Source organism: Paenibacillus foliorum (assembly GCF_013141765.1).
Lineage (GTDB): Bacteria > Bacillota > Bacilli > Paenibacillales > NBRC-103111 > Paenibacillus_S > Paenibacillus_S foliorum.
In genome coordinates this window covers 118,162-144,905 of the sequence record NZ_WHOD01000109.1, presented here as the reverse complement: position 1 = coordinate 144,905, position 26,744 = coordinate 118,162, and the positions used below count along the sequence as shown (strand labels likewise).

General features: G+C 43.5%; 19 protein-coding genes. 11 read left to right on the top strand and 8 right to left on the bottom strand.

The window, feature by feature from the left end:
- Positions 1-257: 257 nt before the first annotated feature.
- The 4 genes from GC093_RS29420 (at position 258) to GC093_RS29405 (ending at position 2,368) form a co-directional block, all read left to right on the top strand.
- The gene (locus GC093_RS29420) at positions 258-653 is read left to right on the top strand and encodes a Fur family transcriptional regulator (RefSeq protein WP_171655503.1); all 396 of its coding nucleotides are present in this window, start codon (positions 258-260) and stop codon (positions 651-653) included.
- On the top strand, positions 632-1,405 hold the full coding sequence (locus tag GC093_RS29415; protein WP_171655502.1) for a winged helix-turn-helix domain-containing protein: 774 nt from the start codon (positions 632-634) through the stop codon (positions 1,403-1,405). Before GC093_RS29420 ends, GC093_RS29415 begins: the two co-directional genes overlap by 22 nt.
- Positions 1,406-1,537: 132 nt before the next feature.
- Positions 1,538-1,780 carry a glutaredoxin family protein gene (locus GC093_RS29410; RefSeq protein WP_171655501.1) on the top strand — a complete coding sequence of 81 codons (243 nt, stop codon included), beginning with the start codon at positions 1,538-1,540 and terminating at the stop codon, positions 1,778-1,780.
- A gap of 21 nt (positions 1,781-1,801) precedes the next feature.
- Complete coding sequence (locus GC093_RS29405; RefSeq protein ID WP_171655500.1) at positions 1,802-2,368, top strand: peroxiredoxin; 567 nt, start codon at positions 1,802-1,804, stop codon at positions 2,366-2,368.
- Between the two features lie 100 nt (positions 2,369-2,468).
- Here the strand turns inward: GC093_RS29405 and GC093_RS29400 are convergent, their stop codons facing one another.
- From GC093_RS29400 to GC093_RS29380, 5 genes are all read right to left on the bottom strand, one after another.
- A complete protein-coding gene (locus tag GC093_RS29400) occupies positions 2,469-3,413 on the bottom strand; it encodes a DUF4871 domain-containing protein (protein ID WP_171655499.1) in 945 nt (314 codons plus the stop codon).
- Between the two features lie 4 nt (positions 3,414-3,417).
- A complete protein-coding gene (locus GC093_RS29395; protein WP_246315620.1) occupies positions 3,418-3,969 on the bottom strand; it encodes an RNA polymerase sigma factor in 552 nt (183 codons plus the stop codon).
- A 1,620-nt stretch (positions 3,970-5,589) separates the two neighbouring features.
- Positions 5,590-6,687 (bottom strand): citrate synthase/methylcitrate synthase, encoded by a 1,098-nt coding sequence (locus tag GC093_RS29390; protein WP_171655498.1) that lies wholly within the window; start codon positions 6,685-6,687, stop codon positions 5,590-5,592.
- A 104-nt stretch (positions 6,688-6,791) separates the two neighbouring features.
- The gene (locus tag GC093_RS29385) at positions 6,792-8,612 is read right to left on the bottom strand and encodes an ATP-binding cassette domain-containing protein (protein WP_171655497.1); all 1,821 of its coding nucleotides are present in this window, start codon (positions 8,610-8,612) and stop codon (positions 6,792-6,794) included.
- 14 nt (positions 8,613-8,626) lie between these two features.
- Positions 8,627-9,454: an energy-coupling factor ABC transporter ATP-binding protein gene (locus GC093_RS29380; protein WP_171655496.1), complete on the bottom strand. Its 828-nt coding sequence runs from the start codon at positions 9,452-9,454 to the stop codon at positions 8,627-8,629.
- Between the two features lie 98 nt (positions 9,455-9,552).
- Between GC093_RS29380 and GC093_RS29375 the strand changes: the two genes are divergently transcribed.
- Entirely contained in the window at positions 9,553-10,137 is a 585-nt protein-coding gene (locus GC093_RS29375; RefSeq protein ID WP_171655495.1) for a biotin transporter BioY, read from the top strand.
- A 388-nt stretch (positions 10,138-10,525) separates the two neighbouring features.
- Positions 10,526-11,275, top strand: a complete 750-nt coding sequence (locus GC093_RS29370; protein ID WP_171655494.1) for an MBL fold metallo-hydrolase — start codon at positions 10,526-10,528, stop codon at positions 11,273-11,275.
- A 67-nt stretch (positions 11,276-11,342) separates the two neighbouring features.
- Here GC093_RS29370 and GC093_RS29365 read toward each other — a convergent pair whose 3' ends face one another.
- Positions 11,343-12,329, bottom strand: coding sequence for a CapA family protein (locus GC093_RS29365; protein ID WP_171655493.1), 987 nt, complete (start codon positions 12,327-12,329; stop codon positions 11,343-11,345).
- A 134-nt stretch (positions 12,330-12,463) separates the two neighbouring features.
- Here GC093_RS29365 and GC093_RS29360 point away from each other — a divergent pair, with 134 nt between their 5' ends.
- Positions 12,464-13,216 carry a YheC/YheD family protein gene (locus GC093_RS29360; protein WP_171655492.1) on the top strand — a complete coding sequence of 251 codons (753 nt, stop codon included), beginning with the start codon at positions 12,464-12,466 and terminating at the stop codon, positions 13,214-13,216.
- Positions 13,217-13,413: 197 nt separating this feature from the next.
- On the opposite strand, the gene GC093_RS29355 is transcribed toward GC093_RS29360, so the two are convergent.
- The gene (locus GC093_RS29355) at positions 13,414-15,240 is read right to left on the bottom strand and encodes an ABC transporter ATP-binding protein (protein ID WP_171655491.1); all 1,827 of its coding nucleotides are present in this window, start codon (positions 15,238-15,240) and stop codon (positions 13,414-13,416) included.
- Positions 15,224-16,978 (bottom strand): ABC transporter ATP-binding protein, encoded by a 1,755-nt coding sequence (locus GC093_RS29350; protein WP_171655632.1) that lies wholly within the window; start codon positions 16,976-16,978, stop codon positions 15,224-15,226. Before GC093_RS29350 ends, GC093_RS29355 begins: the two co-directional genes overlap by 17 nt.
- Positions 16,979-17,710: 732 nt before the next feature.
- Here GC093_RS29350 and GC093_RS29345 point away from each other — a divergent pair.
- From GC093_RS29345 to GC093_RS29330, 4 genes are all read left to right on the top strand, one after another.
- Complete coding sequence (locus tag GC093_RS29345; protein WP_171655490.1) at positions 17,711-20,923, top strand: S-layer homology domain-containing protein; 3,213 nt, start codon at positions 17,711-17,713, stop codon at positions 20,921-20,923.
- Between the two features lie 162 nt (positions 20,924-21,085).
- Positions 21,086-21,763 (top strand): response regulator transcription factor, encoded by a 678-nt coding sequence (locus GC093_RS29340; protein ID WP_171655489.1) that lies wholly within the window; start codon positions 21,086-21,088, stop codon positions 21,761-21,763.
- On the top strand, positions 21,760-23,121 hold the full coding sequence (locus GC093_RS29335) for a HAMP domain-containing sensor histidine kinase (RefSeq protein ID WP_171655488.1): 1,362 nt from the start codon (positions 21,760-21,762) through the stop codon (positions 23,119-23,121). Before GC093_RS29340 ends, GC093_RS29335 begins: the two co-directional genes overlap by 4 nt.
- Positions 23,122-23,633: 512 nt before the next feature.
- The gene (locus tag GC093_RS29330) at positions 23,634-26,729 is read left to right on the top strand and encodes an efflux RND transporter permease subunit (RefSeq protein WP_171655487.1); all 3,096 of its coding nucleotides are present in this window, start codon (positions 23,634-23,636) and stop codon (positions 26,727-26,729) included.
- Positions 26,730-26,744: the final 15 nt, after the last annotated feature.

Here is a 26,744-nt window from a genome sequence, read left to right as displayed (position 1 = left end):
ACGGTTAATGGGTGTGGAATGGAGGTGAGATAGCGTCTGTTTTTGAAAATCGTGTCCCAATAGCTGCCAAGCGATAAAATCAAGGAACACAACTTCAACAGCTGCCGTATTCCCACACCCGATTACCTTCTTAAGCACAACGTTTGGGTTTAGACAGGACGAGCCATAGGATGCTTATTCCATTGTATAACGCTTGACTTAGACTGAGTATAAGTTTAAACTTAATCTAAATATATTGGATTCACGGAGGTTTTCATATGAGCAGAAAAGGGCAGCTTACCATACAGCGAAAAGCAATTTACGATATTTTGACAGAAAGTAAAGATCATCCGACGGCTGCTGAGATTATTGATCGGTTGAAACAGAAGGAGCAGCATTTAGCCTACGCTACCGTATACAATTCTTTGCGTTACTTGACGGAAGAGGGATTGATTCGCGAGCTGAAGCTAGATGGGGATGCGAGTCGATACGATGCCTGTACGGAAGATCATCAGCATATCGTATGCAAGGTCTGTGGGAGAGTGGACGAAGTGTTTACTGTAGTCCCACAGGAATGGTTGCACACGGTAGCTGTCGAAACAGGTTATACCATTGAGCAGCAGCATGTTCTGGTGAAAGGAGTGTGCCCAGAATGCAAAGAGAAAGGGAACTGAGCTCACCTTTGAATGATTCTATATTATTTCAATCCAAGCTCCCTGAACCGGCGATAGGAGCTTATTGTGATACTACACATCGTATTGTAATCATAAGTCCGTTACCTTATTCCTTGCATGAGCTGGTGCGTGAATTGACGATCCAATGCTATGATGTGCTGGTATTTCGCCATTGGGATGAAGAGGCGCTGTCTGTCCTGCCTATCGATCTGATGATTGTTGATTTATCCAAAGAAACCAAACTTGGAGCAGCGGCTCCACAGCCATTGCGAAACCAAGGGGTTCCAATGTTACGGCTTGTTAATACGGAGATCCTCTCATCAGAGGAGGTGAATAAATCATCTTCAGAGGGCCTTGTGAACTTAAGCTTGGAGAGCAGCACAATCGAGCAGGTGCTTAATCGGGTTCATTCGATGCTAGCTCAAGGAAGTCGGCAATCTGGACAACGGACTGATCAAGCTCAGCTTAAAGACCTGACTGTCGATTACAACCGGGTTGCAGTCTATGTAGGTACTGCAAGGATTGACGTTACCAAGACTGAATTTGATTTGTTAAAGGCGCTGCTTGACGCGGGAGGTAAGGTGCTTAGCCGGCAAGAATTGATGGATCGGGTATGGGGGGAGCAATATTTTGGCGGCAGCAATACGGTTGATGTTCATGTGAAAAGCTTGAGGCATAAGCTGAAGGACGATCCCAAAGCCCCTAAATACATCGCAACCATACGAGGTGTAGGCTACCGAATTGCAGATTAAAAAGGACTTCATGAAAACTTCATCATACCTTCATCAAATCTTCATGATGAATACAACCTAAGATGTTAAGCTGTCTTTAGAGAAAATTAGATTTAGTTTAAATATAAATTAATGCCTAGGAGGATATAAACTATGTCAACAGCAACCCAACAAGTCATTGTATATTCCAGCAACACCTGCACCTATTGCAAACAGCTTAAGCAGTATTTGAACGAGCAGGGAATTGCTTTTGAAGAAAGAAATATTGATACTAACGATGCATTTATTGATGAGCTTCAAGCTATGGGAGTGAGCTCGCTGCCGGTAACGGTAATTGGTGAAAACAGAATTATAGGCATGAACACTACTCGCATCCAAAAAGCACTGGCTCAATAAGAGAAGAAGGAGAATACACACATGACTCAACTACAAACTCAAACAGCAGAAATCGTAAAAATAGGTTTACAAGCACCCTCCTTTAATCTTCCATCGACACTTAACATGGAGACTTTGGAGGAAAATGTTACTCTGGAAAGCTACCGCGGCAAATGGTTGATGCTCTTTTTCTGGCCATATGATTTTACTTATGTATGCCCAACAGAAATTATTGCTTTCAGTGATCATGCTGCTAGCTTCCGGGACCTGGATTGTGAAATTGTAGGGGTTTCGGTAGACAGTGTCTACACCCACCGCGCATGGACCCAAACGCCGCGTGATCAGCAGGGAATTGGTTCTATCGATTATCCATTGGCATCCGATTTCAAAAAAGAGACGGCCAGAGCCTACGGTGTACTGGATGAAGCTTCAGGAGCCGCTCATCGAGGATTGTTCATCATTGATCCTGAAGGAATTGTTCGCTATCAAGTCGTGACAGATATGAACGTTGGCCGCAGCGTGGAAGAGACGCTTCGTATCCTTCAAGCTCTTCAAGCGGGTGGATTATGCCCGGTTAACTGGAAACCAGGAGAGAAGACTTTGGGGTAATGGTTAACAATTGACTATTGTGGGACAAGCATTAAACAAGCTTTATGAGAAAACCAAGAATCTCGCTTCGAGTAGAAGCCGATTCTTGGTTTTTTGTATGTCAGTTTACTTCCACAACAATGGTTTCAAGCAATCGATTATCGATATAGGGCAGCAATCTCCAGCGTCCTTTTTCCGGCAATGACATCATGGATACGGCAGTTCGGTCAGCGCCATTAAGTGCTCCTGCCAATGATTCGGTTGAAAAAACATCAATGATTTGATCTTCGCCTTGCTTCACCGCTCTTACGAAGAATTTGCCATTAAGCTCCTTTTCTTTATCCCAAAAGTGCCACATGTATTTCTGGGGGGAATTCGCAAGGAAGCCGGCATCGATGAATCCTAGCTTTTTTTCCACACCTCTCATCCTATAATTTGCCGATTTGAATATAGAGGTGGGTTCCCATGAAGGTTCTTTTAAGGTTAATTCGACATCGCCATACAGCTTACCATCAAGCTCAACCACATAACGCCACACGCCACCTATGGGGAGAGCGAAATGGGTCCCAAACCGTTCTAATCCTTTATATCCGCTGCTAGGCTTTGTGATTTCAATAGGGGCTACCGCAGTGACCTTCAGCCCTGATTTCTTATGAATGGCATAGATGGTAAGCATCTTTCCCTGCAGCTCATTGAAAGGAGCCGTAAAATGAAAGATATACCCAGCCGGATTGCCCGCGGTTAATTCTGGTTGAGGGAAAACGGCAAAAAGCAACTTTCCATGCTCATAATACTCAGTTCGATCTATGGGATCTTTAGTGGTTTTATTGAAAAATGAAGCTGCATGGGTTTGAGCCCAGTTGTTTAAATCGGAAATTCCAAAAATGAAGAGTACAGCCGCTACCAGACTTAATGAGATAATGACTGTTGCTATGGGGACATGTCGAGAACGTTTTGAATCCTTCACATTCCTCAAGATTTGATTAGTTAGTTCCTTAGTAAAATGAAGCTGGGAAAAAGGAGAGGGGGTCATACGTTTTGCCCAATCGGGTTTATTTGGATCCATCGTTTCACACCTCCAAGCTACTATTATTTTCAAGCAAAACGACTACTTTTTTCTTTGCCCGGAATGATCGAGATTTGACAGTACCTTCGGTTATTTGAAGCAGCTCAGCGATTTCTTTGATGGTTAATCCATAATGATAGTCTAGAATTATAACTTCACGAAATTTGCGTGGTAATTTCATAACAGCCATCCAGAGCTCTTGGGACTCTATTCGGTCAAACATTACTTTTTCGGCTGATGGTGAGGTGTCCTTATGGAAGAAAAGGGTGTCTATTAGAGTTACTTTTCTAATGAAGGCGCTTTTCATATAATTAAGCGATTTGTTTCTTGTGATGGTTAGAAGCCAGCTTTTTACGCTGCATTCGCCGCGGAACGAATAAAGCCGGTTATAGGCTGATAGAAAAACCTCCTGTGAGATATCATCTGCGGCATCACTACGTTTGGTCAGGAAATAGGCGAAATTCCACACATCCTCCCCGAAAGTAACCATCAGGTCGCGCAACACCTCGTTTCTGTCGTAGCCGGATGCCAAATAATTTAAGTAATGCGGCTCCAATTTGTATCACCTCTATTAATAAGACCATTCACTAACGATAAAGTTCCCGACACCGCAAGAAAATTATTGCGATAGCGAGAATGGAAGGAGTGTAGAACGAGAGTAGAGCAAGTGTGAAACGAGTGAAGAGAGAGAGCAGGACGAGACGGAGAGCGAGTACAGAGCCTGAACGGAGTGAGTATAGAGCATTAACGGAGCGAGTACAGAACGAATCTGTAATATGATCTTGGATTATCGGACTTTGGAAGGTGGATATGGGGATGGATATGGGGATGGATATGGATATGGAGATGGAGCGGAGATGAGATGGAGCGGAGATGAGATGGAGATGAGATAGAGATGAGATAGAGATGAGATAGAGATGAGATGATGGAGATGGAGATGGAGATGGAGATGGAGATGGAGATGGAGATGGAGATGGAGATGGAGATGGAGATGGAGATGGAGATGGAGATGGAGATGGAGATGGAGATAGAGATGAGATAGAGATGGAGCGGAGATGAGATAGAGATGAGATAGAGATGGAAATGGAAATGCAGATGCAGACGCAGACGCAGATGCAGTCCTGTGAACCCTAAAGGATTTGAACGGAACTGAGAGTTCCTTTATTCAAACTGTCGCATCCAAATGAAGGCGATAACGGAAGTTGGAATTCCGTTATTTTGGCGAAAATGAACACTTTGTACAAATACAAAGAGATAACGGAATTAGGGTTCCGTTATCTCTTTGTATTTTGGGATTTCCAGGAAATAGAGGAAGCAGTACTTCCGTTTTGGTCCCTCTTGCGTGGAGCACCATGGCTCTTGTCACGAAAGTTGATAACCAAGCTCTATCTTATGGATCAATTCTACGGCTCACGGAACGTCAGTACTCTATTTTCATATATCCCGTCAAAATTATGGAGTTACGGAACTACGATGCATTATTCGATCTTTAATTAACGGAAATGCCATTATTCAAGCAAATAAGTGATCGTCGTTCCGTTTGACTCGGGAAATGGCGTTCAATTACTAAAATAGCGCATCTCACTTCTCTTAAGCAAGTGATCTACCGCTAAAAGGGTGGTAAAGACACGTTGTGCCTAATTGTACATGATACACTATATCAATGCGAAGCAGCGATGGCTGGTTGGATCGAAGTCTCGCAAAGAAGTACTGAAGTCTCGCAAAGAAGTGCCGAAGTCTCGGTAGAAGTACTAAAGTTTCGCTAGAACGTACCGTAGTTCCGCTAGGACGTACCATAGTCCAGCTAAGAAGTATCAAAGTTCTCGATAAAGAAGTAAGGAAGCAACGCAAAGCACTGAGTAGAACAAGAGCTGGCTTGGAGGAGCTGGAGGAGCTCGACCGTCCGCCCCAAGTCGTCACCTCTGGTGACTTCTCGCAGATATAGCCTTCCTTTGAAAATCATGTTCCAACCGCTGCAAGTCGATCTTTTAAGGGACATGATTTCAAGAGGAGCAGAATCACACATCCTTCCTTCCAAAAAGCATAAACGTAAGTGTACACTAAGAACGCCACAAAAACGCGTGTGTTCAACCGACCATCATGCATCGCCACAACGTGCGCTCAGGATCCGAGCGCGTTGGAAAGATAAGCTTTTCTTTATAGGCTGCTGCAAGTGCTAAAGCTGCTCCGGCATCGGTCCGGTGTAAACGGATTGGGGACGAAAAATGCGGTTGATTTCTGCTTGCTCCAGTATATGTGCGGTCCAGCCAACCACACGCGCGGCGGTAAAGGCAGGCGTAAACAAGCTGGTTGGCAAAGCTATGGCTCGCATGATAGATGCCGCAAAAAATTCCACATTAGTATAAAGCCGGCGGCCTGGTTTATATTCCTCGAGTAGGCCTATAGCGGTTTTCTCTGTATGAACCGCAAGATCGAACCATGGGTCATTGCCGGACAAAGCCTCCGTCACTTGGCGAAGCGCTTCAGCTCTCGGGTCTCTCGTTTTGTAAACGCGATGACCGAAGCCCATCAGCTTCTCGCCCCGCTCGAGCACTTGCCGTATCCACGCTTCCGCGTTGTCCTTCGTTCCGATCGCATCGAGCATGGCGATGACTCCGGACGGAGCGCCGCCGTGAAGCGGACCCTTCATCGCCCCAATTGCTGCGCTGACAGCGGAAGCCATATCCGATTGCGTCGACAGAACGACGCGCGAGGCGAATGTGGATGCATTCATGCCATGCTCCATGCCCAAGATGAGGTAGGCATTCAATGCTTTAACATGAGCTGGGTTTGGCTGTGCGCCCGACAGCATATATAGAAAGTTAGCCGTATGCCCTAAGCCGGTATATGGCTCCATACAGGGTAATCCAGACTGTCTCCTGTGCCAGTAAGCTATGAGCGTAGGGAGCAATGCTGTCAATGCGACAGCTTGCTCAACGGTTGGTGGCCAGCTCGGAGCATCGTCTGACATGGCTGCGAATGTTGTTTGCAATACATTCATAACCGGCATTGAGGCAGGAAGCGCATCTAATATATTTCTGATAGAGTCCGGGAGCACGCGGTTATTCTGAAGCTTCAATGTGAATGCTTCCAACTGTTCCTGATTCGGTAGCGAACCGAACCACAATAAATAAGCAACCTCTTCATACTCCTTACTGATTGCCAGCTCTTTGGCCCAGTATCCGCGGTAGACCAAATGTCCTTTTTCCCCGTCAACAAGGCTTATATCCGTTTCTGCCGCTACAATTCCGTCCAAACCAGTTACTTTTGCCATTGCAGTCACCTCTTAATCATAATGATCAAATTATATCTCATCATTTCGATAAAGTAAATTTATATGTTTTTATATACTATATAAATTTCATTTATTAATGTGGGTTATTTCAAGTCACAAATGATCAAAATAGCTAATAATAGGACACCTGTAACTGTTGTGAACAGATCTCGGAGGTGAAAAGGAAGCCTGTTGTAGGATAAGCGCGAGATGCGCTTTACTCGGTAACCTCTCGCCTCCAAGGCAAAAGCCAAATCCTCGGCATGCTTCATCATCGATAGGATTAACGGGATCATGAATACATGAGCATCGCGTACTCTTATGGAGCCTTGCTTTACATGGGACTTGCCTCTGGCTCGCGTTATTAGCGAGATTCGTTCAATTTCAGCAAAAAGCGTGGGAACGAATTTCAAGAGCAGGGATGCGGAGAACGTAAAGGCAGCAACGGGAATGCGAAAATACTCCAGAAATGAGAAGGCCTGTTCTAGCCCGCGCTGCATTTTCGATCCGCTAGTTGTTACAGCGAACAAAATTCCGAGCAGCATGATCAGAAGAAATACCGATAATTGCTTGGTGGTTTGAGCTGCTGAGATTATTGAGAAACCAACAGCAGCTACTTTTATCGAGTTTGGATAAAAAGTAAGAGTAAGTCCGGATATAAAGGTCGATATGAGAATAAAGATCAGGAATGGCTTTACAGGTTTTAGAATAGTACGGGTAGGTGCACCTGATAAATACATACAAATACAGGTGATAATTGCAGCGGCACCAATACCATACCATTGATCTTGAATCAAGATTCCACTAGAAATCAGTAAATAAAACAGCCATTTGGTGATGGGATGCAGCTGCTGCACAGCTGCTATAAGAGCTCCTGTGGCAGATACCTGTTCTGCGGATGGCTCTGCTGCTTCATCATGTAGTGCAGCTTCCTCTGCAGCTGAAGTTGAAGTATTCTCGTCACTGTTATCTTTCATACTTGCATGACTTACACTGCTAAAGTATGAGACCACTGTCGGCATGATTGTAGCTGAGTTGAGCTGCAGTGAGTTACTTGATTCTTCATGAGCTGTACCTGCAGTGAGCTGCTGGATTTGCCGAATTATGGCATCGGCTGACTCATCCGGGGTTAGTGGCGTTCCGGATAATGTTATTCCTTGCTCATGCATGATGGTAGTTAGCTCAACCGATGTTGGCAGACCTATCTGGGCTTGAACGAGTATGCTCGGATTGTCGCACAGCTCCTTCGGAGTCACATCAGCTGCGATAGCGCCCTTGTACATCACGAGTACACGATCCACCACGGGAAGGAAGGTGTCAAGGTCATGACTGACCAATACAATACCGCCATTATGAATCCTTTTATGATAATCAATAGCTTCCAGAAGATGAGGAATACTTGATGGATCAATACCTGCGGTAGGTTCATCCAATAACAGCCACTCCGGCTTGGTTGCAAGGCTTGTAGCCAGTGCAATCTTACGTTTCTGTCCATCGGATAAGGTGAAGAAGGATTGAGCTAGAAATTCCTCTGGCAGCTTCAATTGATTCATAGCTTCGTTTATTCTAGCGGTGATCTCCTGCCTAGACAAACCCAGAGGACGCAAGGAATAATAAAATTCTTTGCGGATACTCTCGGCAAACAGCTGCCTCTCTGGGTATTGGAACAAGATGCTCATCTTGAATTTAACAGCGTTATTCATCCGTTTGCCGTTCCATAAGGATTGACCGTCGTAAGAAACGGAGCCTGCTTGAATCGGGATCAAACCAGCCACAGCATTAAGAAATGTAGACTTTCCCGAGCCTGTCTGACCGATTACGAGTGTAACCGTACCTTTTTGCAAGCGGCAGTTGATATTTGTAAGTATATTCTTAACTTCAGATCGATTACTATTGTTGCTGTTATTGGGCCTTCCTATTGTCATTTGCTCGATGATTATCATAAGTGTAGACTCACTATCTTCCCAAGCTCGGCTGGGGTTACCGGCATAGAAGCAAGCTTGAGACCTTTATTTATCAAAGATAGAGCCACCTGAACCGTGTAGGGAGGGATGAAGCCTAGCCGGTCACAGCAGCTTTGGCTCTGTTCATCCGTTAGGTAGAAGAAATCCCGCGTGGACCCATTGTACGCGACTCGTCCTTGATCCAAAACCACCATTCGGTCAGCCCAAGCCAGCTCATCCATCCATTGGGTAATCCAGACAATGGTTTTCCCTTCACCGTGCAGCTCCTGTGCGACCTGTACTATGTTATGTCGGGACCGTGGATCCAGCATAGAGGTGGCTTCGTCGAACAGTAGGACGGCAGGATTCATACAGAGACAGGAGGCGATGGATAGCAGCTGCTTTTGTCCACCGGACAGCTGTGAGACAGGACTATCGGTCATTGCCTCGAGTCCTACTTTTCGAAGTGCTGTGAGGGCTCGTTGGCGCATCTCAGCTTCAGCTATACCGTAATTTTCCATCCCAAAGCATACATCCTCAAAAACAGTCTCACCAATGACCTGCATATCCGGGTTCTGAAATATAAGCTGAATCGGAGGCTGTTCGGGAATGTTAAACCTAACTTCTCCAGATGATACGGGGGTCAGCTTGGCAATCAGCTTAGCCAAAGTGCTTTTACCGCTTCCGTTCGTTCCGACAACAGCAACCCATTCTCCTCGGTGGATGGTCAGATCAACATCTTTTATTATAGCTGGCGCATCTTCGGACGAAGGATGAGTAAAAGAAACATGTTCAAGCTTAATTAAATCGTCTCCAAAGTTCATTGAAATTTTCTCTTTTCTATATGATTGGTTTATGCTAGAATATCAATTGTCAACTTGTTATACATATTTAAGGTTAACAAATAAAAGGAGACTATGCAATGAAAATGAATCTGAGTTTGCGTGGTATGGTATTTAGCGCGTTGTTTGCAGCTTTACTTGTCGTTTCGAGCTTTTTGAACATCCATTTGGGATTTACACCCGTTCCTATCAGTATGCAAAATTTAGTCGTGATGCTGGCTGGCGCTATTTTGGGACCCTTGTATGGATTTTTCAGTATGGCGTTAGTGATTGTATTAACCGCAATAGGCATTCCGTTGCTGCATGGAAGCGGCGGTCTAGCTTTAATTCTGGGACCAACAGGTGGATTTATTTGGGCTTATCCCTTTGCAGCTCTGCTGATCGGGTGGGCGGTTAAACGTATTAAAGGTCAAGGACCGATAGCCTTTCTATCGCTCTTTATTGTATTAGAGCTGTTTGGCTCCTTGCTGCTTTACGTTACCGGAGTGCCATGGCTCGCCCATGTTGCAGGCTTTTCGATGCAAAAGGCGCTTGTTCAGGGATGTTATCCCTATTTACCAGGTGATGCGGTCAAAGCTGTTGTTGCAGCACTGATTGTTATCCCTGTTCGTAAAGTGTTTCCTGTTGCACGGATTATAGGAACAATCAATACTAAGGCGGTTTGATGGGGCTGATCCTGATCCTGATCCTAATCCCATCTGCCTAATAACTTAGGAATGTATAACTGAATATAGCATGCGGAACAGGAAATCGAAAGCACATACACATGAGCAAGCCTAAGATCCAAATACCAACCAAATATCCGTTCACTCTTTTGCAGATAAGGGTGAGCTTTTTTTGTGCAGCTTCAAAAAATGGATGACAAACTGGACAATTTATCAAATTTCAAACATATGAAATAGATGAAAGTGACTTTGATAGTATTGAAATAAATATTTAACTTGACATTTTATATAAAGTATGATATAATTAATATTTTTTTGACAAAGCGTTATCCTGCTAGTATGATTAGTTTTATAAACATTACTCAACCAATCATTCTGGAGGGATAGTATGCATATCGCTAGCGGCATAGAGATGTTAGAAATATCGGCAACCGTGATGGGCAAGCCGGATGTTATTCATCCAACACTGATCTGGGACGAGGATACTGCTGTTTTAGTGGACACAGGATATCCAGGCCAAATGCTCCCGATTATTGAGGCTATGGAGAAGGCGGGTGTACCGTTTGGTAAGCTGAACAAAATCATTATGACACACCAAGATTTGGATCATATTGGAAGCCTGCCGGCTATTATCCAAGAGTCTCCTAACAAAATTGAGGTGCTGGCGAATGAAGTGGAGCAACCCTATATCCAGGGCGAGAAGCGGTTGGTTAAAATAACTCCTGAGGCTATTGCCAAGGCGTTACAATCATTGCCTCCTGAAGTGCCGGAGGAATGGCGTAAAGCCTTTCAATCCGTACTGGAAAATCCGCCAAAGGCCGGCGTTGACAGAACAATATCCGATGGAGAGGAATTACCGTACTGTGGCGGAATAACGGTCATCAACACGCCTGGTCACACTCCCGGACACCTATCCTTATATCATAAAAGCAGCAAAACTCTAATCGCAGCGGATGCTTTGGTCATTGTCGATGGGGAATTGCTGGGATCACAGCCCCAGTATACTTATGATTTGAACTTAGCAGCAATGTCCATCAAGAAACTCACACATTACGACATCGAATCGATAATCTGCTATCACGGTGGCCTTTACAAGGGAAACGCAAACCAACGCATTGCGGAATTAGCCAACGAATGAACATATAACACGAACAATGTTAATTATTTAGCCTCTTTCTTCGGATATCGTCGCCGACTCTCCTACATTACCGGGTTCCATGCGCCGGCACAACACTAAAAACGGTCCTCTCTTTTACTTTTCTTCGTTGAACGAGAGTGGGAACACGATCGATTTTTGAGATATCGGTAATCCCACGGTTATTTTTTATTATGGTTAATGCCAGAATCATTCCTCTTGTTGTATTCGAATTTTTTTTCAGCCGCGTCGACACGAAATTGCCTAAGGATGAAGCGGCGACTCGATTTCTAACATGACCATCGATGTCCTTCACTTTTGCAATAGTAGCTTGGTGCAGTACATGGGGGTGTGCGCCTAAAACCACATTCACGCCTTGTTTAAATAATAATTGAATCAATTGTTTTTGACTTTTGCTGGGGTAAGGCATGTATTCCTGCCCGAAATGAAGGTATACGATGATGAAATCTGTTTTATTCTTCAATTTGCGTATATCAGCTACGAGTTTCTTTTGGTCGATTCGGTTGACGAACCACGGTTTCGGTACACGTATGGAATTCGTTCCTTTCGTATAGGCTAAAAATCCAATATTCAGCCCCTTCGCTCGTAAAACCAGATGCCGATTGGATTCCTTAAGGGAACGGAAGGTTCCGGTATGCTTTAGACCATGTTTATCGAGGACGCTTAATGTTCGCTTTAAACCGGTTACTCCGCCATCCATGCAATGATTATTTGCAGTGGTCAATACATGAAATCCGGATTTTTTAAGGGCAGATGCCAGAGTGTCAGGACAGCTCAATACAGGATAACCTGTTCTCGGATTCCTTCGCTCGTTCGGGCAATTACATTTGGGGCGCTTTCGGATAACTTCCTGGTACCACTTTTTCCCGGAGAAAGTCGTTTCCAAATTCCCAATCGTTATATCGTGCTTCCTTAGATAAGGTGCAACCTTCTCAAAAATAGGATCAAACGTGTATGCACCTGATTGTTTTGCTGAGGCAATGATTTCGCTTTTCATCAACAGATCTCCGACGGCGGCAATCGTTATTTTAACCAACGCATTTCACTCCTTCCATGAGCTCACTTTATTCAATGTAAGGGTCTATTGCTTGCAAGATAGGCAGTAGTACTGCGACCTGATCACAGGCAGCCGAATAGGATATTGAAACGCATGAGTGAGGAGACTGATCCATGAAAGAAAGTCATGCTGCCGTTCCTTCCAAAACGAATAGGCCTGCAAAAGGTATCAAGTGGGATCATTATCGTGAACTAAAAAATGATAGCCATATTGTCAAGCACCTTCCCGACACAATGAAACTTAGCAAACAATCACTATTTTCCATGCTATCGCGATATACAACCATTTATTTAAAACCTAATCGAGGAGCTTTTGGTGTGGGAGTTATGCAGGTTCGAAAGCTCGATCAAGAGAAACAACCCCGTTTTCGTGTTCATGTGGGAATTCTGCAAAGAACGTTTCGTTCGAAGAATGAGGTATACGCATTTGTTTTGGCGCGCAGGGTGGGTAAAGATTATCTGGTCCAGCAAGGCATAGAGCTGCTCCGATGGAATAAACGTCCGTTTGACCTTCGTTTGATGATCAGCAAAAAAGATGATAACACTTGGCGTAATTTAGGGTTTGTTGGGCGCGCAGCCCATCCGAAAAAAATCGTAACGAATATCCGCAGCGGCGGAACCGCAGTATCCATAGACGACTTGTTAGCTCCATATACCAACCAAACCAGTAAAAAAAAGATTATAAGAAAATTAAACCAACTGGGTAGGCGCATATGCGGGCAGTTGGAAAAGAATTATCCAGGTATTCGGCTTTTTGGGATTGATCTAGGGATGGATCAAAATTTAAAGCCTTGGGTTATCGAAGCTAACACCCGACCCGAGAAAATATGCTGGAAATGCATGCGGAAGTTATATAAAAAGGTTTAAGTTTAAGTGACTTTTGTGCACAACTTTTGCGTCAACAGAACAGCAGACTCGTGATCGATCTCAAATAGGCCTCCACATTCTTCGGCTGAATTGGCTGAAGGATGTGGAGGCCAAAGGATATGAGTTCTTTCTCGGCAAGCAGCGCTCGCAATATAGGCATATGGCCAGTCTGAAGCAGGACTTCTGTGGGAGTGACGCTACACAGCGCCCTGAATATGCTTTCCTTGAGAGTATCGGTATAGCTGCTCATAATAGCCATGTAAATCCAACAAATGCTGATGGCTGCCGGCTTCTACAATTTGTCCTTGCTTCATGACAATGATACGGTCGGATTGCATAATGGTCGATAGACGGTGAGCGATAACGAGAGTGGTTCTGCCCTCAGATACGACCTGCAGCGCAGATTGCACGAGCTGCTCAGTTTGTGAATCCAAGTTAGCGGTTGCTTCATCCAAAACAAGAATTTTGGGTTGGAACACGACAATTCTTGCGAAGGATATTAGCTGCCGCTCTCCAGCGGACAAGCCGCTGCCGCGCTCCGACAGCATGGTGTTATAGCCGTCCTTCAGCCTAGCGATCAGCGCATCTGCACCGACAAAGGTGCAGGCGTCTACAACCTGCTCGGGAGTAATGCTTTCGTCGAATAGACGGACATTATCGATTATAGTGCCGGAGTACAGATACGGCTCCTGCTGGACAAGTCCGATCATACGATGCAGTGTTCTTTGCGGGATGCTGCGGATATCGGAGCCATCAATCTGGATGCTGCCCTCTCTCACATCATAAAACCGGCAGAGCAAGCTCATCAGCGAGCTCTTGCCTGCACCGGTTGTACCCACAATCCCAATCATTTCGCCGGGTTCAATATGAAGGTCCAGATCCGAGATGACAGTGTTATCGTCGGAATAACCAAACTGAATATGATTATAGTCTATACGGCCTTTTACAGCAGAAAGATCAATTTGCGCGGGAGACTTATCATCTTTAATTTCCGGTTCGATAGTAAAAAGCTTATACAGTCGATCCATAGATACCGTAGTGGATTGCAAGGTGCTCCATTGCTGCGAGATATTGTTAATCGGCTGAAAAAACTGGCGGATGTACGTGATGAAGGCATACAGCACACCAAATTCAATCGAATGATTAAACACAGCCATACCGCCGATATAGGCCAAGAACGCTACAGATAGGTTGCTTAAAACATCGAAGGAGCGGTTAAAAAATACGTTGGTACGAACTTCACGCAAATTAGCTTTAAAATAGCTTTGATTGCGTTCCATGAATTGGTTTTCTTGTTCTTTTTCCTGATGGAATGCTTGGGTTAAGTTCATACCGGCTAAATTTTCAGCAACAAAAGCGACCAACCGCGATAGCCTTGTCCTCGTGATTTGGTACGTCCTACGCATATAAGATCGAAACCCGATCGCTATACAGGCTATAATCGGCAGTATAATCATGCTGTAGCCTGCCAACACTGGATCTAAGTGAAACATTAGAATAATGATAAAAATTAATGTCATACCGTCGCGGATCAGGCTCAGGAACACTTGATTGAAAAATTGATTCAAGGTTTCGGTATCGCTGGATACGTGGGTGACTAAGCTGCCGCTGTGGAACCGGTCAAAAAAAGACATATTCAGTTTAGTAATATGCCCGAATAAATCCTTACGGATGCGAGCGACAATGCTTTGGCCGGTGAACTGAAGCAGATTATTTTGCAGATACGTGAAGCCAAAGCTGGTTAGCGCCAATAGCAGATAGATGCCGCCCAAGATCAGTAGGAAGCTGAAATCATTGTTACCGGTTAATAGATTATTATCAATGGCTATTTTCACCAAATAGGGCTGCAGTAAATCAGCTGCAATGGCGAGCAAAGTACAGAAGAAGATCGCAATAAACTTGGAGCGGTGCGGCTTTGCATATCCTAGAGTAAAGCGAAGGGCTGCGCGACGATTCTCCTTACTAACATGATATCCGCTGCTGATTTCTTCATCTTGCTTAATCGCCTTATTGTCCTTCGGCATAACGTGTCCCCTCCTCCTGAATAGCATATAGGGAAGCATAAATGCCATCCTCTGCCAGCAGCTGTTGGTGTGTCCCTTGCTGCACAATCTTACCCTCATCCAACACGACAATAATATCCGCATGCTTGATGGCGCTGATTCGATGCGCGATGATGATGGTTGTTTTGTTTTTACGGCTTAATCGCAGGTTTTCAATAATTTTGGTTTCTGTTACCGCATCCACTGCGCTTACACTATCATCCATTATTAATATAGGGGCATTTTTTATAAATCCCCGAGCCAGACTGCTTCTTTGCCTTTGTCCTCCCGATAGGGTGAAGCCTCTTTCTCCGAGCTTGGTTTCGAACTGATCGGGAAACTCCAATATATTATCGTAAATTTGGGATTGCTTAGCGGCTAACTCCACAGAGTTAAGGGAAGAGTCACGTTTGAAAAAGGCAATATTGTCGCGAATCGTCGTACTGAATAGAAAGCCGTCCTGCGGTACATAAGCAATTTGATTGCGTAGACTTTCTAATGTAGCGTCATGAATATCTTCGCCTCCAATCCGAAGGGTTCCTTTCGGAGGATCGTAGATACGCAGCAGGAGCTTGACGAGCGTCGTTTTTCCGCTGCCGGTTTTTCCGATAATGCCCAAAGTTTTACCGTGCTGGATGGTCAAATTAATGTTTTGCAGCGCATCTTGAGTTGAATTAGGGTATGCAAACGTTAAACCTTTCATATGTATATCTGCAGATTGCAAATCCAGCGGTTTGGCTGTTGGGGATTCAACAATATCCGGCTGTACAGATAACAGATTGTTCAAACGGTCGAGAGAGGCACGGGCCCGCTGCATAGCATTGATCACGTTCCCAATTTGCTGCAATGGGTTTACCATCATCCTTAAGTAGAGGGTTAATGAAACAAAATTACCGAGTGTGATTACATTATGAATAGTTAAGTATCCACCATATACAATAGAGATAATGAGTGACAATGCACCTAAGAAGGGAAGTAATGCTTGAAAAATAGATGTTATTCTAACTAAACGCAGTTGGTTTTCGAGAATTTGATCGACTGTTTTTCCAAAACGGCCTCTCATAATCGGTTCAACAGCGAATTTCTTCGTTACCCTGACGCCGCCAAATTGCTCCTCAGCCGATTCCGTCATTTTTGCCAATGATTCTTGAACCTTTGTTGATCTTTTTCGAATCGAGGGTCCGAAGTAGATAACGGCGAATGGGATGATCAGAAGAGGGAGAACACAGACTGCAATTAAATAAATCGGAATAGCGCTTATAACCATCATCATGATTACTGAGATAAGCAGTATGATGGAGTTAACTGTTTGATTTAAGCCCATAGACATGGCCTCGCGCACCGCAGTAACATCATTCATTACGAAGCTGAGCAGCCTGCCGACGCCATTCTTGGAATAGTAGCTCTCGCTCAATGTTGTGAAATGGTTGAATAATCTTTTCCGAGTGTGGAATTCAAACCTTCGACCTAGCCGCATCACCATATACTGTCCTACTCCGAACAAAATTCCGTACCCAAGTCCAATGGCCAACAAGATGAGACTGTAGTCCTTAATAATGGCCTGAGTAATTCCTGTTGCCTGAAGATGATCGGTGAAATTACCAAGCACTCGAGGGTAGTAGGATTGAATAATGTTGGCTACCGCCATAAATGATATTGCGGAAATGTACATTAACCAATGAGATTTCATGTAATCCTTAAGTAGTCTTTGAGCTTTCAATGGCATTCACATCCACATCCTGTAAATTTAAACGTTTCCAAAAACTAATTATACTTCGCTTGCCTGTATATTTCACCCGCGTTAAGCAGGCGTAGCAGTTGTATTTCCTGTGATATCGTTTGAAATCCTCAGTATCATCATATAATAGGTATTTATCTTCCGAATGCTCGATATTATGATCTGTTTTTCAACTATTCTATAATTGGACTTTGCGTTTCTTCTTTATAATGAAGCGATACATGTATCAGAGGCCTGTATATGAAAAAGGCTATTTTGCTTTTATTCAAGGAGATTCAGCATTGGAAATTTGTTAGTGATGACTTGGGTGATAGATTCATAGTATACTCATTCTTGTAGCAAGCGAGCAACATGAGTTGAGCGAGAACGAGTTAGTAGAAACAATAACCGACAACTAAGCAAGCCGCATTTGATGATTGTTGCTAGATGAACAATTAGCCTAATGAGGTGATTTGCCATGAGTGAATATGAAATTCCACTGTAAGGCAGCGTTGGGAAATTGTTATCGATGACTGGTTGATAGATTCATAGTATACTCACTTAGGTAGCAAGCAAGCCGCACGAGTTAAGCAAAATAAGAAAAAGCCGCAGCCGCATTTGTTGATTGTCCGTTTGACGAACAATTATTTGAATGAGGCATTTTGATTTGCACATTTTGTTCAGAAACATGCTTTAACAACAAAAAAAACTAACTACATGGAGGAATACAACTATATGAAAAAGAGCCTATCTATGATATTATCCCTTGCTATGGCATTCTCGATGTTCTCATCTGTTGCACTTGGTGCAAGCGCAGCTGACAAATCATCTAAAGATTTTACAGATCTTAAGGATTTGGATACTGCGACCAGAGCACAATTCGACGCCATGATCTCGGCTGGTATCTTTGATGGTGTTGCTGAAGGCACTTTTGGTTTAAATGATAAAATGAACCGAGCTCAATTCGCTAAAGTAGCAGCGTTGGTTTTCGGATTAAAAGTAGATACAACTTTGAAAACTTCAAGCTTCACCGACGTTTCGACAGCAGATCCTGCTAACGGTTATGCATTGCCTTACATTGAGGCTATTGTAAATGCTGGCATCACGGACGGATTTGCTCCTGGTCAATATAATCCTGCTGGAGAAGTAACTAAGGAACAATTGGCTGCTTTCTTGATCCGTGGTCTTGGAATGGATGCTCAAGCCAAAACAACTACAGCAAAAGAAGATAAAACAGTGTCCACTTGGGCTAAAGGTTATGTGGCTCTAGCGATTGAGAAAAAATTAATGGCAATTGGTGCTGACGGTATGTTCGGCGGGATGACTTCAGCTTCGCGTCAACTGCTTGTAACTTCTTCCTATGCAGCCAAGCAACAGTATGTTAAAGCTCCAGCTAATGGGGTATATGCTATTGAATCTTTTAAAGCGACTAATGCTAACGAATTTACACTTCAACTGAACGGTGCCATTGCAGATCCGACTGAGCTGAAATTGGATTTGAAAAGAAATGGTACAGCAGTAACTGGATATAAAACAGCTTGGAGCGAAGATAAAACAACAGTTGTATTGACTATGGATTCTAAATTTGACGACGAAAAATGGAATGTTACACTTAGCGGTTTGAAAAACCTGGATGAAGAGAACTACACAGCTGAAGTTGAAACTAAGAGAGAAACGATGGAAAAAATCGATTTATTGACAACTAGCGATACATTCCCGAATAATCCAGGTCAAAAAATCCGTGTTGATTTCAAAGCGACCAATCAATATGGCAAACAATTCTCTATGTCAGCAAGTGATTTTGACATCTACACAAGCAAAGGCACGCAAACACCTATCGGTGGCGAGCAAGCATTCTATGTGACATTGCCGAATGATTTGGAGCGCAATGACCATATTTCGCTTACTGTCTTACACAAGGACAGCAACAAGCAAGTAAATAAAGTATACTCAATTGGTGACAAGTCAATTGCTACTAAAGTTGAAGCAGGAGATCTGTTGAATGGTTCGGGTAACAAGATTGAAGCTATTGATGCTAACGGCTATGCTTACTTGGATATTAAAGCTTATGACCAGTATGGCTTCCGCATTGAAGATAAAGATGCTCTTAACAGCGGTGTGATAGTGTCTATTACAGATAACGACTTAGAAAAAGGTAATGAGGGTGATTCTTCATCAGCATTTGTTGATAACGCAGTTGGCGATGAAGCGGCAGATTTGAAGCTGCGCTCGGTTTCTGATACTGAGAAAGAATTTAACATCTCCTTATTCCCTAACGGTTCTTCTCAATCCGTAATGAAAACAATTAAAGTGGCAGCCTTCAAATCACCTGCCAAAATAGAATTCGGCAGCTATAACTACAGCTTGACTAAAGGTGATGCTTTAACAGGTGATGAAGCAACGGATAACAAAATGTTCATGCCTATCCTTGTTAAGGATGCTCAAGGAAACACTTTAACAGGTCAAGAAATTTATGATAACCGAGATAAGCTTACCGTGTTTGCTAGTGGTGGTATTAGATTGGCTAGCGATCCTATATCGAATTCCGGTTTACACAAAGGAATGATCGCTATCGATAGCATTGACAAAAAAGGTTCAGCAACTATTACGGTTCAGCTTAAAGATGACGCTGGGGTCAGAACAGAAAAAACTTTGAATGTTAATGACGAGCGTAAAGCTGATACTCTTAAGTTCTCCACAACGCCTGCAAAATATATGATCGCTGGTGCTGACAATGAATTGAAATTGAAGCTCTATGATCAATATGGCGGCGAGATGAAATATGACAACACTAATCAATATGTAATTAGATATTCGTTAACAGCTAATTCAGGAGATGCAGCGAGTCTGGCAGCTACTAGCTTGTCCAGTGTGCAAAGAACAGATGAAACAAACAATGAGTCGGCTCGTAAATATACTCTAAACCCGACAACAGTTGGCACACCGGTAACTCAAGATTTGAAGCTTGCTCATGATGCTGCTGATACAAGTGTAGATTCCGCTTTTGATAAGTCGTTCAAGTTCTATGCAGGAGCTAATGCAAAAGCAGCTAGCTATTCCTTTAAAGCAACTTTGTATAAACAAGACAGCCAAGGTTTAGTTTCGATCGGCGATAAAAAATATGTGGAAGTAAATAATCTTACAACAACTATGGAAGTGCTCGATCCTTCCAATGTAAACAACAAATTGACTTATGAAGCTTATTTAGACAAATCCAATAACACAGTACTTGCAACTGACGATTACTTGAATGCTGGTACAGGTGCGGCTGGAGCAACAAACGTCTATGATAACTACAAAGGAATTGCCAAAGAAGTGAAAATCCGTGCTAAAAAAGACGGTTCGGAAGCTGTAAAAGTACCAACTAGTGTGGTGTCCATATCAAGCAGTGACTCCCAAGTTGTTGATACAGCTACTAAAACAAATTGGATAGCTGGCGGTAAAGCAGGTAAAGCTAAGCTAACGGTTCTGTACTATGATGGCAAGAAAGATATCGCAAGCTCAAGTATTGATGTTGAGTCTAAAAATGAAGGTCCAGTAGTAAGCGAAATTGCTCTTAAGAAATCCAGTAAAACAGTAAGCATGTCCGATATGCAAGGTAACGGTATGTATCTGTGGGATGCTAAAATGGCTGAAAAAATAACAGTAAAAGATCAATTTGCAGGTGAATTTGTTGCTGAACATGCTCCAGGTACCTTGAATGAAGAAGCAAAAAGCAACGACAGTATGCTTGTCAAAGCTAATGGTACTGGATATAACAACAATGAAGTGCTGAAAGTTAGCTTCTATGTATCCAACATCGTAGGAACGAACCCAAGTGCTATCCATGTAGATCCTGCTACAGGATTAGTAAAATACAACGGCGAAGCTGGTGATGTTACTAGCTTTAGAGTGAATGTAGTAGCTCCAAGCGGAGTGACAGCTTCCTTCGACGTAAATGTAAAGTAATTCTAACTTCATAATCAATCAGCTCTAGCCCTTCGTGGCTAGAGCTTTTTTCTTTTGTAGAAAATGGAGACAAACTCTAATCTCGAGTAGATAAGATACGTGAAGTCGGGAAGCCTAAGCGTATACGTTTCGCAAATACGAAACTCCCAGGAGGAATTAGAGATGGCGAACCTATTGGTTGTTGATGACGACAATCATATCCGGGAGCTCATGGTAACCGTATTGCGGCAGGAAGGGTTTGATGTTCTGCAGGCAGCTCATGGTCGAGAAGCGCTCGTCTTTATGAATACCGCTAAAGTAGATTTGGTTATCCTCGATATTATGATGCCAGAGATGGATGGATGGGAATTATGTATCCAGCTGCGCAAATATTATCCGGATCTTCCGCTTCTTATGGTTACAGCCAAAGGAGAGACGGGACAGAAGGTGAAAGGCTTCGAGCTCGGAGCTGACGATTATTTGGTAAAGCCGTTTGACCTTATAGAGCTTGTAATTCGAGTGAAGGCTCTCTTAAAGCGTTATAAGATTGAATCGCCACAATCTGTTCAATGTGGTGCTGTGGAGTTGAACCGACAACATTTTGAGGTTATTTCAAGAGGGGTGCATCTGACTATTCCTTTAAAGGAATTTGAGCTGTTATATATGCTTGCTAGCTATCCTGGTCAAATTTTTACACGAAATCAATTTATTGAGCAAATCTGGGGGATTGATTATGAGGGGGATGAGCGAACTGTCGATGTTCACATAAAACGCTTAAGGGAAAGGTTTCCTGAGGAAGAATCCCGTTTCAGCATTACAACCATTCGCGGGTTGGGCTATAAGCTTGAGGTGAGGCCTTGATTAAAACGTTGTATTTCCGTGTTGTAGCAACCTTTTTGGCAGCTGTAATTGTCGGGCTTATCTCTACATTTTTCATAACAACGTATGTGTTTCGTGACGAATTAAGAGATGTGGCAGAAGAAGAAATGATTGCAAATAGTAAGGAAATCTTGAATATATACAGCGTTCTCAAGGGGCAGGATGCAGAGAAGTATTTGAACAGCATCAGCATGATGATTTCGTATGAAATTAGTTTGTACGATGAGCAAGGGCAGCCTAAGCATTATGGGAGTTCTAGAAAGAATGACCCGATTGTTATTTCAGATGAAATGGTACGTGCAGTGAGGAACGGTGAGCCCTACAGGTTTGTCGGAGGGTCCTTGGACAAGCTGGTTGTAGGTTTACCTGTTCAATTAGGAAAAGAGCGCTATGCGATGTTCGTTCATTTATCCGGGAGTAAGTGGGAAGGATTAATGAAGCGGATGCTGCTGATATCGCTTGCTTTAGTTCTATTAGCTGGGAGTGTGTTTATATTCGTAGCTGCACGTTATTTGGTCAAACCCCTGAGAGCTATGACTGAAGCCACGCGACGGATGTCTAAGGGAGATTTCAATATCAAATGGTCATGGCCAAAACGGAAGGACGAGCTAGGTGAGCTGGCGCATAGCTTCGGAGAGATGGCTGCTGAATTGAAACAAATGGAACAGATGCGGCAGGATTTTGTTTCCAATGTGTCTCATGAGATACAATCTCCGTTAACTTCAATTTCAGGGTTTTCCAAAATTTTGAGGAAAAATAATATTTCAGAGGAGCAGCGAACTCATTATCTCGATATTATCCAAAAAGAAAGCGAGCGGATGTCCAGACTCAGTGAAAATTTGTTAAAGCTGGCTTCGTTGGAATCGGAGCATCATCCCTTCTATCCCAAAACTTATGCTTTAGACGAGCAAATCCGGCAGGTCATTGTTGCATGTGAGCCGCAATGGTCAGCCAAAGGTATCCATTATGAACTGAATTTGCCAAGCATCAAAATTTACGCTGATCAGGATCAGCTGTATCAGGTGTGGATGAATTTGGTGAGCAACAGCATCAAGTTTTCTCCCGAGCAGGGGACGATTAGTATAACTATTCGTCTAACTATAAATGAAATCGAAGTGATAATTTCGGATGAAGGCATCGGTATTTCGTTGGAGGATCAAGAGAGGATTTTTGAAAGGTTCTATAAGGCAGACCGATCACGAAACCGAACTGTGGGGGGGAGCGGGTTAGGATTGGCTATTGTTATCAAAATTGTACGACTTCATGGAGGGACAATTAGTGTGAGTAGTAAGCCAGGGGAGGGCGCTGAGTTCATAGTCAGGCTTCCTGGCATCAACTGATGGTCAATCTTTGGGTCAATCCCCCCATCCCCCCCCTTGTTCTTCAAGGGGGGCCCCAGGGCGCTTGCGCCCCTGGACCCCACAAGCTCGGTGTATGGAGATCGGATTGGTGCTTCGATGGGACTGTGGTGGTGGGACCGCGTCGGTCGGGGCTACTTTGGCTTCGCGAAGGTTGCCCCTCCACGCTTGGTATGCTTGCGGTAACGGGCTAGTGCCGGGAGAAACTTGGGTGCGCTTAAGAGCGCGTTCGTCCGGGGGGGGCTTTGCTTTGCAAGCTCGCCCCCGGACACGCTTACAGTCTGAAGCTTGAGTTTTAAACACATTTGTTTATCCAAACATATATAACCCGAAAGGATCATGACAAGAATCATGGTTCTATTTACCGTTTTTTTTATTTCGTTTAATTCATATTGAGTCCATATTCATGAATTATATTTGATTTTATAAAAGCTAAGCCAATACTTACGAAGTAAGTTTTGCCAAGGCAAAACTCTAAGGAGGGAATCAACCCAATGAACAAGCTAACCAACTTCTCCATGAAGAATATAGCTGCAGTGTTAATTATCATTGCGATGCTTGTGGGAGGAGGCATATATTCAGCTTCAACGCTGAAAATGGAAAATATGCCGGACATTTCATTCCCGGTCGTACTGGTAACTACCACTTATCAGGCCTCACCTAAAGATGTCATGACTGAAGTGACCAAACCCATAGAGGATAAATTAGCGAATATGGAAGGGATCGATAATTTAACCTCCACTTCGAGTGACAATATGTCCACAGTCATAGTCCAGTTCAAACAGAACGTGGATGTTGACAAAAAGAAACAGGATATCGAAGGTTTGATTCAGGATGTTAAGCTTCCGGCCTCATCGGCCAGACCTAAGGCATCCACATTCGGCTTTGCATCGATTCCGGCTTATTACTTAGCGGTTTATGCGGATAACGGTATGAGTCAGACGGAGCTGGATAAGCTTTATGAGGATCAAATCAAACCCGGACTGGAAGGAATTAATGGAATCGACCACATCGATTCTATTGGAGCAAGGGAAACCTCGCTTGACATTGAAATGAATGCTGACGCACTGGCAAGCTTCGGATTGACGCCAGCACAGGTAAGTACAGCACTAAAGAGTACCTTGGCTAACGGTGCCATTGGTACGGTCGATTTTAACGGAAACACCAAGGTAGCACGAGTAACCAGTGACATTGACAGTCTGTTTAATTTAGAGAATATGCAAATTCCCATTAGTAATGGAAGTACGATAACACTTAACCAAGTAGCTAAAGTACAAGCCATAACAGACTCCGAGTTTATTGCTCGTCTGGATAACAAACCAGCGCTTGGTATTCATTTATTTAAAACAAGCGATGCCAACGCAGTTGATTTTTCTGACGAAACCGATGCTTTGATCAAAAAATGGGAAACAACAATGCCGGATATTACTTTTAAATCGGTATATAACAGTGCGGATCAGGTCAAAGAATCCGTTAATGGCTTGCTGAAGGAAGGAATTATGGGGGCACTGCTTGCTTCCTTAATGATATTAGTGTTCCTGCGCAATGTGAGAATGACGTTAATTGTTCTTGTCTCCATTCCGCTTTCGATCTTAATTACGCTGCTTGTTATTTCACAGCTGGGCATAACGTTGAACACAATGACGCTGGGCGGTATTTTCATAGCCGTTGGACGTGTAGTTGACGATAGTATTGTCGTTATTGAGAATATATATGCCTCCTTGCAAAAAGCGCAGGAGCGCAATGAATCAGTCATCAAGCTGGCAACGAAGCAGGTATCTATGGCGATTACCTCTTCCACGCTTGCTACTGTAGGGGTTTTTGCTCCAATTGGAATGGTCAGCGGTATTGTAGGGGAGCTGTTCCGTCCGTTTGCGATTACTGTTGCCTGCGCGCTGATGGCTTCCTTGATCGTAGCACTAACGGTTATTCCAATGATGGCTAAGCTGTTAGTTCTAAAGAGCGGGAAAATTCCTCATCATGATGAAACGAAGAAAGGCAAGGTTACCGTTTTTTACGAAAAAGTGCTGAAATGGAGCTTGTCCCATCGTATCAAAACATTGCTAATTTCAGGCTTATTGTTTGTTGTATCACTGGCATTGATTATTCCGAATTTGGCAGTAAGCTTTATTCCAGGAAGCGCAACCGAGCGACAAATGTATTTCGAGGTTAAGCTTCCTTATGAAACTTCAATAGAATCGACGGATCAGATTTCCAAGCAATTGGAAGCTATGATGCAGGAAGCCAAAGATAAAGATGGTCAGCCGTTGTTTACTTTCGTAGAAGCATTGGTTGGCTATAACGGTAAGGATGAGCAGGTTGCTTATGTTTCCGAAATTTATACTGAGGTTAATGAGAAAGCAGATCCGGATCAGGTGAAGAAGGATTATAAAGAATTCATCTTATATGAGCTGCCTAAAGGCTCGGAAGTAACACCTAAAACCTTGGCAGGCGGCGGGGGCGGCATTTCATCAACAGACTTCGCCTATTCATTGAAAGGTGACAATCAATTGCTGCTGGAGCAAGCATCGGTTGCTGTTAAGCAAAAGCTTCAAGATTTTCCAGAGCTAAGTGATGTCGATGACTCCCTTAGTGATTCGAAGACTCAAGTGCAGATTAATGTTGATCAAAGTAAAGCAAGAACAATGGGGCTAACGGTTTCACAAGTTAAGGATACAGCCCGCGGTTGGATTATGAAGGAACAGCTGGGTGACATCCAATTTGACAATCAGACTTATACAACAACGATTCAACTGGCCAAAGCAGATAAAAATTCAATGGATAAAATAGGTCAAATTCCATTGCGGACCTCTTCCAATTCCACTGTTTATTTGAATGAGGTTGCCAAAATAGAAGAGGTGGAAGCACCTGTAGCATTACAACGGGAAAATAAAGAGCAAGTGGTGAAAATTACAGCAAAAATTGATTCGGCCAATAAATCAGCAATCAGCAACAAGGTTTCTGCCGAATTAGGCAAGCTGGAGCTGCCAGATGGCGTATCGCGTGAGGTCAAGGGCGTTAGCGCAGATATTAATGAAAGCTTTACACAGCTTTTTGTAGCTATGGCTGCTGCTATATTTGTAGTGTATCTGGTTATGGTTCTTGCGTTTGGTAATGCAGGGGCGCCATTCGCTATATTGTTCTCGCTGCCTCTTGCGGCGATTGGCGGATTGCTGGGCTTATTCATAAGCGGTCAATCTCTCGATGTCACTTCAATGATCGGATTTATGATGCTTATCGGGATAGTGGTCACTAACGCTATTGTGTTGATTGACCGTGCTCAACAGCTTCGTGAGGAAGGCTATACCGTGCGGCATGCATTAGTAGAAGCAGGCTTAGTACGATTGAGACCGATTATTATGACAGCTGGAGCAACTATTGTTGCTATGCTTCCGTTAGCGCTAGGATTTTCCAAAGGAACACTGATTTCTAAAGGTCTCGCAGTGGTGGTAATCGGTGGTCTTACAACATCAACGATATTGACATTGATTGTTGTACCTGTTGTCTATGAGCTTATTGAGGTCATGAAGGACCGTATAAGTAAAAGATTTAACCGCAAGTCAAAGGCTGAGAAATCAATAGAAATGTAAAGGAGTGGACATGTG

Coding starts and splice junctions, on each gene's coding strand:
- GC093_RS29420 (WP_171655503.1), top strand. CDS start 258: ATGAGCAGAAAAGGGCAGCTTACCATACAGCGAAAAGCAATTTACGAT.
- GC093_RS29415 (WP_171655502.1), top strand. CDS start 632: ATGCAAAGAGAAAGGGAACTGAGCTCACCTTTGAATGATTCTATATTA.
- GC093_RS29410 (WP_171655501.1), top strand. CDS start 1,538: ATGTCAACAGCAACCCAACAAGTCATTGTATATTCCAGCAACACCTGC.
- GC093_RS29405 (WP_171655500.1), top strand. CDS start 1,802: ATGACTCAACTACAAACTCAAACAGCAGAAATCGTAAAAATAGGTTTA.
- GC093_RS29400 (WP_171655499.1), bottom strand. CDS start 3,413: ATGGATCCAAATAAACCCGATTGGGCAAAACGTATGACCCCCTCTCCT.
- GC093_RS29390 (WP_171655498.1), bottom strand. CDS start 6,687: ATGGCAAAAGTAACTGGTTTGGACGGAATTGTAGCGGCAGAAACGGAT.
- GC093_RS29385 (WP_171655497.1), bottom strand. CDS start 8,612: ATGACAATAGGAAGGCCCAATAACAGCAACAATAGTAATCGATCTGAA.
- GC093_RS29380 (WP_171655496.1), bottom strand. CDS start 9,454: ATGAACTTTGGAGACGATTTAATTAAGCTTGAACATGTTTCTTTTACT.
- GC093_RS29375 (WP_171655495.1), top strand. CDS start 9,553: ATGAAAATGAATCTGAGTTTGCGTGGTATGGTATTTAGCGCGTTGTTT.
- GC093_RS29370 (WP_171655494.1), top strand. CDS start 10,526: ATGCATATCGCTAGCGGCATAGAGATGTTAGAAATATCGGCAACCGTG.
- GC093_RS29360 (WP_171655492.1), top strand. CDS start 12,464: ATGAAAGAAAGTCATGCTGCCGTTCCTTCCAAAACGAATAGGCCTGCA.
- GC093_RS29355 (WP_171655491.1), bottom strand. CDS start 15,240: ATGCCGAAGGACAATAAGGCGATTAAGCAAGATGAAGAAATCAGCAGC.
- GC093_RS29345 (WP_171655490.1), top strand. CDS start 17,711: ATGAAAAAGAGCCTATCTATGATATTATCCCTTGCTATGGCATTCTCG.
- GC093_RS29340 (WP_171655489.1), top strand. CDS start 21,086: ATGGCGAACCTATTGGTTGTTGATGACGACAATCATATCCGGGAGCTC.
- GC093_RS29330 (WP_171655487.1), top strand. CDS start 23,634: ATGAACAAGCTAACCAACTTCTCCATGAAGAATATAGCTGCAGTGTTA.